Here is a 15,216-nt window from a genome sequence, read left to right as displayed (position 1 = left end):
CCTCAATAGGTCTTGTAGGATGCGATCGAGCGGGTGATCAGGCGGTCGATATCAGCCGGATTGTCATGTTCGACGACGAAATGCTTTGCCTTGGTGCCCTTAAGAGCCGCGATCAGCTTTGCCCAGGGCAGCGTGCCGTGACCGACGTCGGCCCAGCCGTCTTCGTTCTTGTTCTCGCCTGCAGGCGCAATGTCCTTGACGTGAACCGCCGTGATCCGCGAGCCGAGCTTTTCGATCCAGGCGAAGGGATCGGCACCGCCACGGACGACCCAGGCAATATCGGCTTCCCAGGAAATATCCGGCGCGCCTTCGAAGATACGCTCGATCGGCAGCGAGCCGTCGGCGAGCTTGACGAATTCGAAGTCGTGGTTGTGCCAGCCGAACTCGTAACCTGCATCCTTGAAGGGCTTAGCCATCTCATGCAGGCGCTTGCCGAATGCCAGCCAGCCGGCACCATCGCTCGGGCGCTGTTCGGCCGCCAGATGCGGCGCATAGATCGAATCCATGCCCAGCGTCTTTGCGATGTTGAGCGACTTCTTGACTTCGCCGTCGAGGAAATCCGGGCTGAAATGGCCGGTCGCCATCGTCAGACCGTTCTTGTCGAGTTCGGCGCGCAGGCTCTTCAGGCCGGCATCGTCGAGATCGGCATAGATGCCGCCGAAGCCTTCGACTTCCTGATAGCCGGCCTTGCCGAGCTTTTCGAAGATCGCCGAATAGGGCTGGAAGTTGCGCGCGCTGTAAAGCTGGAAGCTGAGTTTCGTCATAGTATCCTCCTCGGGCCTCGTGCCCATCTTTCAAATCATTCTGCCGACTGGCAGGAATGCAGATCATAGAAACGGAAGTCCGGCAGCTTGTCCTTCTCGAGCGGATTTGCCGGGGTGAAGGTGATGCGGCGGGTTTCACCAGCCGCGAGATCGAAGGCGTTGTCGGAATATTTGCCGTCCTCGTCCGTCTCGATCATCACGAAAAGCGCCAGTCCCTTGGCGGTGACATTGAGGCAGACGGAACCGTCCTCATCCAGATATTCGTGGGTCACCTGCAAGCCGGCGGGTTCGAGCTCCAGCGCCTTGTAAGTGCCGTGGACATAATGCCCCTCGCCGGCCATGCCGTTCGACGCCGTGAAGCGCCAGGCAAGCAGCGTCCCGTCGGGAACGTCGGACAGGTCGATCGAGGCAGCCGTGACCGCCGCATCCGGCGTGCAGATCGCCTGCACATCCTTCAGATGCTTGCGTTCGCCCTTCATCGTCAGAATCGAGATCGAAAGATCGACGCTGACTTCATCCAGCGTATCGTTGACCAGCGAGAAACGGATCGCCTTGCCATCGTCATTGGGGATCGCTGCGACCGCCACCGGCTGGAAGAAGCGCTTGACGAGATAGTGCATCGCCTTCCAGCGGCCACCGTAATCAAGGCTCGACCACGAGGCGACCGGCCAGGTGTCGTTGAGCTGCCAGTAGATCGTGCCCATGCAATGTGGCTTCAGCGATCGCCAGTATTCCACCGCCGTCTTGATCGCCAGGCCCTGCTGGATCTGGCTGAGATAGACGAAATTCGGGAAATCCTTCGGGAAGCGGAAATAGCGGAACATCGTCCCGGCAATCCGCTCGTTGCCGCCGGCATTCTTCTGGTGCAGCTCCATCACCGGCGATGCGACATTCATGTCCTTCGCGTCCGCATAGGTCTTGATGACAGGCAGCGACGTGTAGGACTGGAAGCCGAATTCCGAGCAGAAGCGCGGCCGCACCGTGCGGTAATTGTCGAACGACTTGTTCTCGTGCCAGACCGACCAGTAGTGCATATCGCCGGAACCATCGGCATGCCAGGCATCGCCGAAATCGAGATAGCCGGAAGCCGGGCTGGACGGCCACCACAGCGCGCCCGGAAGCGCCTTCTTCACCGATTGCTCAATGGTCCGGTTCAGCCGGTCGTAAGAGACGAGATACCGGTCGCGATCCTTCTTCGATTCATCGAACCAGGTGAGCGCGCCCACCAGCTCGTTGTCGCCGCACCAGAGCGCGATCGACGGATGCGACGACAGCCGCTTGACCTGGTAATCGACCTCGACGGCGACGTTATCGAGAAAGTCTTCGGTCGAGGGATAGAGATTGCAGGCGAACATGAAGTCTTGCCAGACCATCAGGCCTAGCCGGTCGCAGAGATCGTAGAAATAATCCTGCTCGTAGAAACCGCCGCCCCAGACGCGGATCATGTTCATGTTGGCGGCTTTCGCAGATTGCAGCAGATCTTCGGTCTTCTCTGGTGAAGACAGCGAAAACAGCGCATCTGCCGGGATCCAGTTGGCGCCACGGCAGAAGATCTCGTGGCCATTCACCTTGAAGGCAAAGCGGCTACCGGCAGCGTCAGGCGTGGTGATCAGTTCGATGGTGCGAATGCCGATCTGCTTCGTCACCACGTCCGTCGGCAAATCGACGGTCAGCTCATAGAGCGCCTGCTCGCCGCTGCCCGCCGGCCACCAGAGCTTCGGCTTGTCGATCTGGAAGACGTGATTGACGACGGTCTCACCGCCGCTGACGCCGACATCCAATCGCACGCGCTCGCCATCCAGCGTAAAATGAACCTGCACGATGCCCGGGTTCTTGGAATGGAGCGTGGCCGTCACCAGCACCTCGACGCTGCCATCGAGATTGTGCGTCTGGCGCGTCGTCACCTGCTCGATGCGTGCCGTCTCCAGCTTCTGCAGCGTAATGGTGCCATAGAGGCCGAGCGGCGCAATCGCGATGTTCCAGTCCCAACCGAAATGGCACTGCGGCTTGCGCAGCAGGTTGCCGTTGGCGATCGGCGAATTGCCGGGATGGTACGGAATGTAGAAAGGCTGCTTGCCCTGCCTGTCGGCACCTTCGGCGATGCTCGACTTGAAGACGATGCGGATGGTGTTGTCACCAGCCTTCAGCATCGACGAAACATCCGGCCGGTAGCGGCGGAAGCAGTTGTCGGCAGACAGCGCCAGGAAGCCGTTGACGAAGACCGAGGCCACCGTATCGAGATAATCGATATCCAGATACCAGTCGCCCTCCGTCTCCTTCAGCTTGAAGCTGCGCTCGATCGCCCATTCCTGGTGCGCCACCCACTGGATCGTTTCTTCGTTGCGGCCGAAATACGGATCCGGGATGAGCTTGGCGGCATGGAGCGCGGAATGCACATCGCCGGGGATTGCGATCGTGCTCTTGATTTCGCCATCGGCGGAGGCCAGCTGCCAGCTGCCCGCGAGATCGATGGAGGAACCGTTCTTCGGCAAGGACGTCATGATAGTACCCGATCAGGCCGCCTTGGGAGGTGCCGGACGAACCGGACCGCGGCCGAATTTGGACGGCTGGAGGGCCGCTATTGAAGATCAGGCGGAGCCATCGCCCCGCCTGTATTGCGATTTAGATACGGTCTTCGCTGGCTGCGTCAAACAGCGAGGCAAGCGACATATCGAAGCTGAGCTTGACCGGCGTACCCGGGGCAAAGCGGCGCGAACCGGCGATGCGCACGGACATGGTATGCCCGGCATGCTTCAGCCACAGCAGGTTGTCGGCGCCCATCGGCTCTTCGATATCGACCGTCGCCTCGTGCACCTCGGCGCCGATATTCTCGTTCACCTTGATATGCTCGGGTCGGACGCCGAGAACCACCTTGCGGCCAGGCTGCAGCGTCTGCTCGGTCTGATAGCCGTCGAGCGAGAAGGTCACGCCGTTGGAAACGAAGGCCGTCTTGCCACCGGCATTTGTGAGCTCGCCGTGCAGGAAATTCATCGACGGTGAGCCGATGAAGCCTGCAACGAAGAGATTGCGCGGCTTGTTATAGATCGTCGTCGGATCGGCGAGCTGCTGGATGATGCCGCTCTTCATGATGGCGATACGATCGGCGAGTGTCAGCGCCTCGATCTGGTCATGGGTGACGTAGATCATCGTGTTCTTCAGCGACTGGTGCAGACGCTTGATCTCGACGCGCAGTTCCGAGCGCAGTTTCGCATCGAGGTTCGAGAGCGGCTCGTCGAACAGGAAGACATCGACATCGCGCACCAGCGCACGGCCGATCGCCACACGCTGACGCTGGCCGCCGGAAAGCTCCGCCGGCTTGCGCTTCAGAAGCGACTGGATCTGCAGGATTTCGGAAGCGCGGGCGACACGCTTGTCGATCTCGGCCTGCGGGATCTTTGCGACCTTCAGGCCGAAGGACAGGTTCTTCTCGACCGTCATCTGCGGATAGAGCGCGTAGGACTGGAACACCATGCCGATGCCGCGGTCCTTGGGTTCTTCCCAGGTGACGTTCTTGCCCTTGATGTAGATCTGCCCTTCGGACGCGTCGAGCAGTCCGGCAATGCAGTTCAACAGCGTGGACTTGCCGCAGCCGGATGAGCCGAGCAGAACCAGGAACTCGCCGTCGTTGATTTCGAGGTTCAGGTCCTTGAGGACGCTGACGGCACCGAAATTCAGCGACAGATCTTTGATGGAAACGCTTGTGTTCATGATCAACCTTTCACTGCGCCGGCGGCGATACCGCGGACGAAAAGACGCCCGGACACGAAGTAGACGATAAGCGGCACCAGACCCGTCAGGATCGTTGCGGCCATGTTGACGTTGTATTCCTTCACACCCTGGACGGAATTGACGATGTTGTTCAGCTGAACCGTCATCGGATAGGTGTCAGGACGGGTGAAGACGACGCCGAAGAGGAAGTCGTTCCAGATACCGGTGACCTGCAGGATCATCGCCACGACGAAGATCGGCAGCGACATCGGCACCATGATGCGCAGGAAGATCTGCCAGAAGCCCGCGCCATCGACGCGCGCCGCCTTGAAGAGTTCCTGCGGCAGCGACACGAAGTAGTTGCGGAACAAGAGCGTCAGGATCGGCATGCCGAAGATCGAATGGACGATGACGAGGCCCGTCAGGCTGCCATAGAGGCCGATTTCGCGCAGCACGATAACGATCGGATAGATCATCACCTGATAGGGAATGAAGGCGCCGATGATCAGGATCGAGAAGAACAGTTCCGATCCTTTGAAGCGCCAGTTGGCGAGCGCATAGCCATTGACCGAGGCAATGGCGATCGAGATCACCACCGACGGAACGGTGATGCGCACCGAGTTCCAGAAGCCGCGCGAAAGGCCGTCGCAGTTGAGACCCGTGCAGGCCTCAGCCCAAGCCTTCACCCAGGGTTCGAACGTGATTTCCATCGGCGGCGAGAAGATGTTGCCCATGCGGATTTCGGGCATGCCCTTCAGCGAGGTGACGACCATCACATAGAGCGGCAGCAGGTAATAGAGAGCTGCTACCGTCAGCGTGCCGTAGAGCATGATGTTGCGGCCCGACAGCATCGGCTTCGGCCGCGGCCCGCTCGGCCCGGCGCCGAGCTTCGGCCTGACGGCGTCTATGCCGGCAGCAGTGGTGTTGAGGGTTCCTGTATCAGCCACGCTTGCGCCCTCCACCGAATTCCAGATAGGCCCAGGGAACGATGATGATCGCGACAGTGATCAGCATCATCGTCGATGCGGCAAAGCCCTGACCGAGATTCTGCGCCTGGAACATGTAGTCGTAGACGTATTTTGCAGGCACTTCCGACGAGATGCCCGGACCGCCCGAGGTCTGCGCCACCACGAGGTCGTAGACCTTGACGATGCCGGACGCGATGATGACGAGCGTGGTGATGAAAACAGGGCGCATCATTGGGATGACGATGAACAGATAGGTCTTCCACATCGGGATGCCGTCGACGCGCGAGGCCTTCCAGATGTCTTCGTCGATGCCGCGAAGACCCGCCAGCATCAGGCACATGACCAGCCCCGTGCCCTGCCAGAGGGCGGCGATCAGGATGCCGTAGATGACGATCTCAGGCGTATAGAGCGGATTGAAGGTGAAGCTCGTCCATCCCATCGAACGCACCACGGACTGCACGCCGAAATCGGGGTTCAGGACCCATTGCCAGACGAGACCGGTGACGATGAAGGACAGCGCGAAAGGATAGAGGAAAATGGTGCGGAAGGTGTTTTCGAAACGGATCTTCTGATCCATCAGCGCCGCCAGCACGAAGCCGATCACCAGGGAGAAGATCAGCGAGAGAATGCCATAGACGGCAAGATTCTCGATCGCCGTCACCCAGCGCGGCGCGGCCCAGAGCCGCTGATACTGATCGAAGCCGACGAAGCTCATGCGCGGCAGCAGCTTCGAATTGGTGAAGGAATAGAATACGGTCCAGACCGTTCCGCCGAGGAAGATAACCACCGCGGTCAGGATCATGGGAATGGATGCAATCTTCGCATTCAGATTGCGCAGTAATTGGTTTGGCCGGCCTGCTCGCGCTTGACCCGTCATTGTGGCTCCTCCTGAAATCGCAATCGCGTTTCGTGATCCGGAATGGAAGACGGCCCTGCGGGCGAACTTCCAATCGTCTCCATCTCAGCGCCGCCCTCTCAAGGACGCCTGAGACCTAGCCCGCCCGCCGATCCCGAAGATCAGTGCAGATCCGGCCCTGAAAAGCAGGGCCGGACCGCAAGGGCAGATATACGGGATCAGTCAGCGGAGCCGATGATACCGGCGAAGCGCTTCTGAGCGTCTTCGACAGTCATCGCCGTGGAGAAGAACTCGGAGAAGAGGTCTTCCTTCTGCTTCTGGCTGTCTGCCGAAAGCAGCTGGTCGGTCCATTCGACGACATTGCCCTTGGCAAGGATGTCGAGACCCTTCTTCATGCAGTCGTTGGCAGCCCCGAGATCAACGTCACCACGAACCGGCAGCGAACCCTTTTTCAGGTTGAAGGCAACCTGGGTCTTGGGGTCGAGCAGCGTCTTGGCGAGAACGGCCTGCGCCTTGGACTTCTCTTCGTCCTTCAGCAGCGGGAAGTAGAAGGCATCGCCGCCCGTTGCGATCATGTCAGTTACGCCGAGGCCCGGAAGGCAGGTATAGTCCACACCGGCCTTCTGACCGGCAAGCTGGAATTCGCCCTGCGCCCAGTCACCCATGATCTGACCGCCGGCCTTGCCGGTGATGACCATGTTGGTTGCCTGGTTCCAATCCTGGACGTTGGTGCCCTTGGACATCTTGCGGGCGTCGTCTGCAGCCTTGAAGACCTTGGCGATCTCGGGGCCAGCGGCGACTTCCGCATCCTTGTCCTTGTAGACCTTGTAGAATGTATCCTTGCCGGCGAGAGCCAGCAGCAGAACGTCAAACGCGCCTGCGGACTGCCATGCCTGACCGCCGACGGCGAGCGGCACGATGCCTGCCTTTTCGAGAGCCGGTGCAGCAGCGACCAATTCGTCCCAGTTCTTCGGCACTTCGACACCGGCCTTCTTGAAGGCGGCATTCGAGAGCCACAGCCACTGCCAGGAGTGGATGTTTACAGGGGCGCAGTAGATCTTGCCGTCGATGGTGCAGGAATCGAGCAGGTTCGACGGACGGACGATGTCCTTCCAGTGTTCTGCCGTAGCGACATCGGTCAGGTCGCGCATCAGGCCGGCCTGGACGAGTTCTTCAGCCTGACGGCCGTGGTTGAACTGCGTGGCGCCCATCGGATCGCCACCGGTGATGCGGCTGATCATGATCGGACGTGCGGTGCCGCCGGAACCTGCAATGGCACCGTCGACCCACTTGTTGCCGGTGGCATCGAATGCCTTGGCGAGTTCTGCGACAGCCGCAGCTTCGCCGCCCGAGGTCCACCAATGGGTGACTTCGAGATCGGTCGCCTGCGCGGCGCTAAACGGAATGATGACCGAAGCGGCAAGCATGGCCGCGAACGAACGGATATTCATGAGTTCTCCTCCCTCACTGAAACGTTGCCGGAAAAACTTAGTGCAATCGATTTTTTGACGCAACAGCCTGCACGTAAAATTTTCTTTAGCGCCTGCGATTGCTACCCATACCTGTCAAAAAACCAGGAAACGTGCATCTATGGCGCCAACTTGTGCGGTCAATACCGCAGCGCACTTCATGACATAAATAATTGTTATAGCTTATATATTTACAAGTATTCTCAAAAAAATCCAATTGCGACCCTTCGCAGCCGCAAAAAATCTGTGCGATTTCCATCGATTCAACCTATGCGTCTATCCCTGCCCTAAAGGCATCAAAAAGTGCTCGACTTTTCTACTGTATCGTTACAGATTTTGTGACTTAGGGAGGAGCGGCTTTTCGATGCGGATGCGCTTACGGCGCGTTCAAAAAGCATCTATAAGCAGACGCAAATCGCGTGAGGGTAGCTTAGACCTATGGAAAACAAGGGAAATTTCGCAGGGGCGGCGACGGTCCAGCGCGAGCGTCCGACGCTGAAGACGATCGCCTTCATGACCGGTCTTGGCATCACCACCGTCTCGCGCGCCCTGAAGGACGCACCGGATATCGGCGCTGAAACCAAGGAGCGGGTGCGCATGGTGGCGCGTCAGCTCGGATACCAGCCAAACCGCGCCGGCGTCCGCCTTCGCACTGGCAAGACTAACGTTATCGCGCTGGTTCTGTCGATCGACGAGGAGATCATGGGCTTTTCAAGCCAGATGGTCTTCGGCATCTCGGAAGTGCTGACCGGAACGCCCTACCACATCGTCGTCACGCCGCATTCCCACAGCCGCGATCCGATGGCGCCGGTGCGCTATATTCTCGATACCGGCTCGGCGGATGGCGTCATCATCTCGCGCATCGAGCCGGATGATGCGCGCGTGCGCCTGCTGGCCGAGCAGAACATTCCCTTCGCGACCCACGGCCGCACCGATGCCGGCCTCGTTCATCCCTACCACGACTTCGACAACGAGGCCTTCGCGCACGAGGCCGTGAAGCGGCTAGTCGAGCGCGGCCGCAAGCACATCGCGCTGCTGCAACCGCCGAGCAAACTCACCTATTACACCCACACGCGGATCGGCTTCCAGACCGGCCTGCACGACTACGGCGCCGAGGAAGTGCCGCTCAGGGTCAATATCGATGCGCCGCTCGACGAGATCAGGAATGCTGTGGAGACGATGATGCGCTCGCCGGGCGCACCCGACGCGATCGTCTGTTCCGCCGGAAGTGCTGCCATCGCCGTCAATGCCGGGATCGAGGCCGCCGGCAAGCGCCTCGGCAAGGACGTCGACATGGTCTCGAAGGAATCCGCGCCGATCCTCAACTGGATCCGCCCCGAGATCATCACCGCCTATGAAGACGTCCGCCACGCCGGCCGCGAAATGGCCAAGGCCGTCATCGCCCGCATCGACGGCATCGAACCGGAACTGCTGCAAAGCGTCAGCAAACCGGTGTGGCCGGATGGGCGGCGCTAAGAGTTCGGAAGCCGCATCCCCACCTCTTACAAACGAAAAAAGCCCGGTCGAAACCGGGCTTTTCTCACTCCAGATAGACAGACCTCAGAAGGTCGCGGCACCACTGCCCCACGGGCCGTGGTGGAAGTCCTTGCCGTCCAGGCGGTCGAAGCCGTGGGCGCCGAAGAAGTCGCGCTGGGCCTGGATCAGGTTGGCGGTGCCACGGCCCTGGCGGTAGGCGTCGAAGTAGGTCAGCGCCGAGGTCAGCGCCGGAACCGGCAGACCAGCCTGAAGAGCGGCGGTGACGACGCGGCGAAGCGCCGGGATCGATTCCTTGACCATCTCCGAGAAGGCCGGCGTGACGATCAGGTTTGCTGCATCCGGCGCCTTGGTGAAGGCCGAGGTGATCTCGTCGAGGAACTGCGAGCGGATGATGCAGCCGTCGCGCCAGATCTTGGCAATTGTCGGCATCGGCAGCGACCACTTGAATTCGCGGGATGCTTCCGCCATCACGGCGAAGCCCTGTGCGTAAGCGCCGATCTTGGCGGCGAAGAGCGCCAATTCCAGATCCTTGTCGAGTTCCGGACCGTAAGCGATCGGGAACTTGTATTCCGGCTTGCCGAAGATCTTTTCAGCCGCTTCGCGCTCGCCCTTCATCGACGAGATCGAACGCGCAGCAACGGCCGCTTCGATCGCAGTCGCGGGAATACCCATGTTCTGCGCTTCGATCGCCGACCACTTGCCGGTGCCCTTCTGGCCGGCCTTGTCGAGGATCATGTCGACCATCGAGCCCTTGGAGATCGGGTCGGTCGCAGCAAGCACCTTCTCGGAAATCTCGATCAGGTAGGAATTGAGGCGGCCCTTGTTCCACTGGCCGAAGATCTTGCTGATATCGGTCGAGCTCTTGCCGAGGCCGTCGCGGAAAATGCCGTAGATTTCGGCGATCATCTGCATGTCGGCATATTCGATGCCGTTATGGATCGTCTTGACGAAGTGACCGGCGCCGTCATTGCCGAGCCAGGCAACGCAGGGGTCGCCCTTGTACTTGGCAGCAATCGAGGTCAGCACCTTCTCGACACGCTTCCAGCTGTCTTCCGTGCCGCCGACCATGATCGACGGGCCGTGACGCGCACCTTCCTCACCACCGGAGACACCCATGCCGATGAAGGTCAGGTCGGTATCCTTGAGGCGGTCGAAACGGGCGATGGTGTCGCGGAAGTTGGCGTTGCCGGCGTCGATCATGATGTCGCCCTTGGAAAGGTAGGGGCGCAACAGCTCCATCTGCTGGTCGACCGGCTCGCCGGCCTTGATCATGATGATGATTGGGCGCGGCGGGCGGATCGCCTCGACGAATTCCTCGATCGTCTTGCACGGAACGATCTGCTTCTTCAGATCACCGGCGCTCTCGTAGAACTCGTCGGTTTTCTCGGGTGTGCGGTTGAAAACCGCAATCTTGTTGCCCTTTTCGGCAATGTTCAGCGCCAGGTTGGAACCCATGACGGCAAGGCCGATCAGTCCGATTTCTGCCTTTTCCACGACAATCCTCCGATGAGTCAAATTCGACCGGTGTTGTGGCACTCTAAGCCGGAAACGGCAAGTATCGAAGGCGCCAAAATCGGCCCCTCCGGTGGACCCGATCGGCAAGGCGCGATATTGATCGATGGCGATCGCGCGCCATCTCGCATGGGACAGATCAGGCGCAGCCAAGTGCCGGGAGGACTTGATGACAACGATGACCGCAAGGATCGTCCATTGCTCGATCGATCGCGATTGGCAGGATGTCTACGCGTTTGCCGGCGAGCCGGAGAATATGCCGCTCTGGGCATCAGGCCTCGCCTCCGGCCTTGAAAGAGATGGCGACGACTGGATCGCCAAGGGCGTGCTCGGCACCGTCAGGGTCAGCTTCGTGCCGGCCAACAAGTTCGGCATCATCGACCATACGGTGACAATCGAAAGCGGCATGCGCGTCTATAATGCGCTGCGCATCGTTCCCAATGGCGATGGCTGCGAGGTGATGTTCACGCTGCTGAAGCAGCCCGGCATGACGGATGAGCAGTTCGCCGCCGATGGCGCCCATGTCGAGAAGGATCTGCATGCGCTGAAGGCGCTGATGGAGAAATAAATGGCCAGTGATCAGACGGTGCTTCGCATCGACTATATCGAATTCAATGTCGCCGATATCGAGGCATCGAAAGCCTTCTATGGGGCGGCCTTCGGCTGGAGCTTCAAGGATTATGGCCCTGCCTATTGCGAATTCAGCGACGGCAGGCTGACGGGCGGTTTCACGGCGCTGGACAAGCCCCGGCCGGGCGGCCCGCTGGTCATTCTCTATGCCAGCGATCTGGAAGCCGCTTTGGACGCAACCGGCAAAGCCGGCGGTACAATCGTCAAGCCGATCACCGCCTTCCCGGGCGGTCGGCGCTTTCATTTCACCGATCCCGACGGCTACGAACTCGCGGTCTGGAGCAAGGATTGAGCATGGCGGCGCAAACAACCAACCCGAAGGTCGATGCCTACTTCGCCCGCAAGGATACCTGGCGCGAGGAAAGCGCCAGACTGCGAACGATCGTCCTCGATTGCGGCCTGACCGAAGAGCTGAAATGGGGCGAACCCTGCTACACAGTCGGCAAGGCCAACATCGTCCTGATCCACGGTTTCAAGGATTATTGCGCCCTGCTCTTCTTCAAGGGCGCCTTGATGAAGGATGAAGCCGGTATCCTCATCCAGCAGACGGACAACGTCCAGGCTGCCCGCCAGATCCGCTTTACCAGCGCCGAACAGATTTCCGGCATGGAGAACCTGCTGAAGTCCTACGTGCAGCAGGCGATCGAGGTCGAGAAAGCAGGGCTGAAGGTCGACTACAAGAAGACCACCGAGTTCACGGTGCCGGACGAGTTTCAGACAAGGCTTGATGGCGACGCTGCCCTCAAAGCCGCGTTCACCGCCCTCACCCCGGGCCGCCAGCGCGCCTATCTGCTGCATTTCGCACAGCCGAAGCAATCGAAGACCCGCGAGTCCAGGATCGACAAGGCTATCCCGCAGATATTCGAGGGCAAGGGGCCGAACGATTAGCCATCCCCGGCGCGTCGCCACACAGGCAAAGCCCCGATCCTAGACCCTTACCGTTTCAGGCGCTTTGACATTCTCCATCATGATCAGCGCCCCGATCACCCGCCCGCCATTGTCGCGCAGGGGCGACATGCGGCAGCGCATCAGTTTCGCGCCCTCGCCGCTGGTGCGTTCGTAATTGTATTCCACCCGGTCCCCCGCAAAGCAGGCGTCGAAATGTGCCTTGGTTTTCTCGAAGCGCTCGGCGCCGATGAACTCGGCGACGTGCCGGCCGATCATGTCGATCGGCTTGCGGCCGAGATAAGTGCAGTTCGTCGGGTTGGAATAGAGATAGCGATAGTCGCGCGTCAGCACGGCAACACGATCCGGCAGCGTCTCGAGAATAGCCGAGTTCAGGAAATTGCCGTTGTCCATGTTCGGGACATAGCCATCCGGCTTCGGCAACCGTTCCGCCGGTGCCGGGATCTGGCGCGGCTTGCCGGAATTGCCGAAATAGCGGTCCAGCAGATTTGAAAGCGTCGCCGCATAGCCCATCACGCTCGCGCAATCATCGGCATTCTGCTCCAGCAAACAGACGACGAATTGCAGCTGCATGTGAATTTCGACGATATTCGACGCCTGATACGTAACAATAGCGCCGATCAGCGCCTCGAACTCGCTATCAAGAGTTGAAACTTGATGATCGTCGCCCGCGCGGATCGCCGCATCGATTTGTGAGCAACGTGAAGAAAATGCCTGCAGAAGTTCCAGCAATATGCCCCCCAATCCCCTGACACATAGGGGAAACCAGCATATGTCAGTTTTCACGGCAGGTTTCGTCGATTCCCGATCTTCCCCAACCGGCTACTCGCCTTGGTGGCAAGCACTAACATGAACGCCGTTCACATTCAATGTGAACGGCGGTCATATTTTCACATACGAAATTTAGGGGTATAAGCTCTAGTTGAGCACGCTTTCCTTGATTTTCCACCGGTCGTGGTACCAGAGCCATTGCTCTGGATATTCCCGGACCCAGCTTTCGACCTTGTCGTTCAGCATCTGCGCCATTGCCGTCAGGTCGAGATTGCCGGCTGAGTCGCGGGGGATTTCCAGCTGCGGCTCGATCTCCAGCCGATAGCGATTTCCCGGCAGGCGAATGCAGCGCGCCGGGTAGACTTCGCATCCGAACTGGCGCACGAGCTTGGGAACGAGAGGATTGGTCGTCGTATCGATGCCAAAGAAGCGTGTCTTCAGCCCCTTCTTGAACTTCTGATCGACGAGAACACCGACGCCCTGCCCGGCTTCGAGCTGCCGCGCCAGCGTGAAGGACGAACCGGCATGCGATGGCACGAGCTTACCCATGCGCGCACTGCGGAAATCGAAGACCTTCTGCGCCACGTAAGGGTTGTTCGGCGGGCGGAAGAGAACCGTCACATTGAGGCCAAAGGCGGCACCAGCCACCGGCAGCAGCTCGAAATTGCCGCTATGCGCGGTAAAGACGATGAACGGCCGCGGATTGTCGCGAAGATCGAGAAACAGCGGGATGCCTGTCACCTCGATCCGGCCGGGCTCAGATCGTTCCGGATCGAAGTCGAAAAGCCTGTCAAGGAAGACATACTCGGCGGCAAGGCGGCCCATATTGCCCCAGCTGCCAAGCGCGATCGCCTGAATCTCGTCTTCGCTCTTTTCGGGAAAGGCGTTGCGCAGATTGACGAGCATCAGCTTGTGGCGCCGCGTCCGCGGGCCGATCTTGCGGGTCAGCCAGTCGGCAAAGCGGATAGCCCCATCAGCCGGAAAGATCTTCAGGAAGTTCAGGAAGCCGAACATCAGCTGGGCGATCAGCCACTGGCGAAAATGTTCGAGCTTGAGAACGATCCGGGTAATGAAAAGCTTCACAAGGTCAGTCCATCTTCAGGATGATCTTGCCGAAGATCTGACGCGATTCCATACGCTCCAGCGCCCGGTCGATATCGTCGAAGCCGACTTCGGTGTCGATGACCGGATGCACCAGGCCGCGGCCCATCTTCTGCATGGCGTCCGCCATGTTCTCCATGCGGCAACCGAAGGAGCCGAGCAGCTTAAGCTGCTGCTGGAAGAGCATCATCAGGTTCATCTCGGTGGATACGCCCGAGGTCGAGCCGCAGGTGACAAGACGGCCGCCGCGCTTCAGGCAGAACATCGAGGCGGCGAAGGTGTCCTTGCCGACATGTTCGAAGACGACGTCGACGCCCTTCTTCTTGGTGAGCTTGCGCACCACGCCTTCGAAACGGTCGGTGCGGTAGTTGATGACGTGATCGGCACCCAGCGCCTTGGCCTTCTCGATCTTGTCATCGGAGCCGACGGTGGTGATGACGGTGCAGCCGATCTTCTTGGCAAGCTGGATCGCCGCCGTGCCGATGCCGGAGCCACCGGCATGAATCAGGATCGTTTCGCCGGGCTCGAGCTTGGCGTTGTCGAACAGCATATGCTCGACGGTACCGAAGGTCACCGGTGCCAGCGCGGCACCGATCGCATCGACGCCAGGAGGTGCCGGAACGAGAAGGCGCGCCGGAAGGTTGACCTTCTCCTGCGCAAAGCCATCGAGATGGAAGCCATGAACGCCGGAGACGTGTTCGCAGAGATTGTCACGGCCTTCGCGGCACGGACGGCAGAGGCCGCAGGTGCGCGCACCATAGATCGACACGAGCTGGCCAGGCAGCACGTTGGCAACGCCCGGGCCGATCGCCTCGACGACGCCGGAGGCTTCGGCACCGATCACCAGCGGCATCTTGCGCTTGGCAAACGCCATGCCGCGCCAGCCCCAGACGTCGATATGATTGAGCGCCACCGCCTTGACGCGCAGCGTCACTTCACCGGCAGAAGGGGCTTCCGGCTCCGGCAGGTCGGTGATCTCAAGCTTGCGGTCATCGACCAGTTGCAAAGCGCGCATAGCAAAACCTCTCGCCTTT

Annotated in this window: 14 protein-coding genes; 4 read left to right on the top strand and 10 right to left on the bottom strand. The window is 60.0% G+C overall.

What is annotated here, in order from left to right; all coding sequences use genetic code 11:
- Positions 1-2: 2 nt before the first annotated feature.
- From AB4Z25_RS02860 to AB4Z25_RS02835, 6 genes are all read right to left on the bottom strand, one after another.
- A complete protein-coding gene (locus tag AB4Z25_RS02860) occupies positions 3-764 on the bottom strand; it encodes a sugar phosphate isomerase/epimerase family protein (RefSeq protein ID WP_112537651.1) in 762 nt (253 codons plus the stop codon).
- 35 nt (positions 765-799) lie between these two features.
- Entirely contained in the window at positions 800-3,265 is a 2,466-nt protein-coding gene (locus AB4Z25_RS02855; RefSeq protein ID WP_112537652.1) for a glycoside hydrolase family 2 protein, read from the bottom strand.
- A gap of 121 nt (positions 3,266-3,386) precedes the next feature.
- Positions 3,387-4,472 (bottom strand): ABC transporter ATP-binding protein, encoded by a 1,086-nt coding sequence (locus AB4Z25_RS02850; RefSeq protein ID WP_112537653.1) that lies wholly within the window; start codon positions 4,470-4,472, stop codon positions 3,387-3,389.
- Between the two features lie 2 nt (positions 4,473-4,474).
- Positions 4,475-5,419 (bottom strand): carbohydrate ABC transporter permease, encoded by a 945-nt coding sequence (locus tag AB4Z25_RS02845; protein ID WP_112537654.1) that lies wholly within the window; start codon positions 5,417-5,419, stop codon positions 4,475-4,477.
- Complete coding sequence (locus AB4Z25_RS02840; RefSeq protein WP_112516006.1) at positions 5,412-6,317, bottom strand: carbohydrate ABC transporter permease; 906 nt, start codon at positions 6,315-6,317, stop codon at positions 5,412-5,414. Before AB4Z25_RS02840 ends, AB4Z25_RS02845 begins: the two co-directional genes overlap by 8 nt.
- A 197-nt stretch (positions 6,318-6,514) precedes the next feature.
- Complete coding sequence (locus AB4Z25_RS02835; protein WP_112387125.1) at positions 6,515-7,747, bottom strand: ABC transporter substrate-binding protein; 1,233 nt, start codon at positions 7,745-7,747, stop codon at positions 6,515-6,517.
- Between the two features lie 456 nt (positions 7,748-8,203).
- Between AB4Z25_RS02835 and AB4Z25_RS02830 the strand changes: the two genes are divergently transcribed.
- On the top strand, positions 8,204-9,241 hold the full coding sequence (locus AB4Z25_RS02830) for a LacI family transcriptional regulator (RefSeq protein ID WP_112537655.1): 1,038 nt from the start codon (positions 8,204-8,206) through the stop codon (positions 9,239-9,241).
- 84 nt (positions 9,242-9,325) lie between these two features.
- On the opposite strand, the gene gndA is transcribed toward AB4Z25_RS02830, so the two are convergent.
- On the bottom strand, positions 9,326-10,756 hold the full coding sequence (gene gndA, locus AB4Z25_RS02825; protein WP_112537656.1) for an NADP-dependent phosphogluconate dehydrogenase: 1,431 nt from the start codon (positions 10,754-10,756) through the stop codon (positions 9,326-9,328).
- A 187-nt stretch (positions 10,757-10,943) separates the two neighbouring features.
- Between gndA and AB4Z25_RS02820 the strand changes: the two genes are divergently transcribed.
- Genes AB4Z25_RS02820 through AB4Z25_RS02810 form a run of 3 tightly spaced genes read left to right on the top strand, consistent with a single transcriptional unit; the run spans position 10,944 to position 12,292 of the window.
- Complete coding sequence (locus AB4Z25_RS02820; RefSeq protein WP_112516122.1) at positions 10,944-11,342, top strand: SRPBCC family protein; 399 nt, start codon at positions 10,944-10,946, stop codon at positions 11,340-11,342.
- The gene (locus tag AB4Z25_RS02815) at positions 11,343-11,696 is read left to right on the top strand and encodes a VOC family protein (RefSeq protein WP_112537657.1); all 354 of its coding nucleotides are present in this window, start codon (positions 11,343-11,345) and stop codon (positions 11,694-11,696) included.
- A 2-nt stretch (positions 11,697-11,698) separates the two neighbouring features.
- Positions 11,699-12,292 (top strand): YdeI/OmpD-associated family protein, encoded by a 594-nt coding sequence (locus AB4Z25_RS02810; protein WP_442207845.1) that lies wholly within the window; start codon positions 11,699-11,701, stop codon positions 12,290-12,292.
- Between the two features lie 39 nt (positions 12,293-12,331).
- Here the strand turns inward: AB4Z25_RS02810 and AB4Z25_RS02805 are convergent, their stop codons facing one another.
- The 3 genes from AB4Z25_RS02805 to AB4Z25_RS02795 form a co-directional block, all read right to left on the bottom strand.
- On the bottom strand, positions 12,332-13,042 hold the full coding sequence (locus AB4Z25_RS02805; protein ID WP_112537659.1) for a PAS domain-containing protein: 711 nt from the start codon (positions 13,040-13,042) through the stop codon (positions 12,332-12,334).
- Between the two features lie 186 nt (positions 13,043-13,228).
- A complete protein-coding gene (locus AB4Z25_RS02800) occupies positions 13,229-14,164 on the bottom strand; it encodes a lipid A biosynthesis lauroyl acyltransferase (RefSeq protein WP_112516001.1) in 936 nt (311 codons plus the stop codon).
- Positions 14,165-14,168: 4 nt separating this feature from the next.
- Positions 14,169-15,197: a zinc-binding dehydrogenase gene (locus AB4Z25_RS02795; RefSeq protein WP_112516000.1), complete on the bottom strand. Its 1,029-nt coding sequence runs from the start codon at positions 15,195-15,197 to the stop codon at positions 14,169-14,171.
- Positions 15,198-15,216: the final 19 nt, after the last annotated feature.

The organism is Rhizobium sp. RAF36, assembly GCF_052114105.1.
Classification (GTDB): Bacteria; Pseudomonadota; Alphaproteobacteria; order Rhizobiales; family Rhizobiaceae; genus Rhizobium.
Note: the sequence above shows the minus strand (reverse complement) of the source record. Positions and strands in the feature narration are given on the sequence as shown.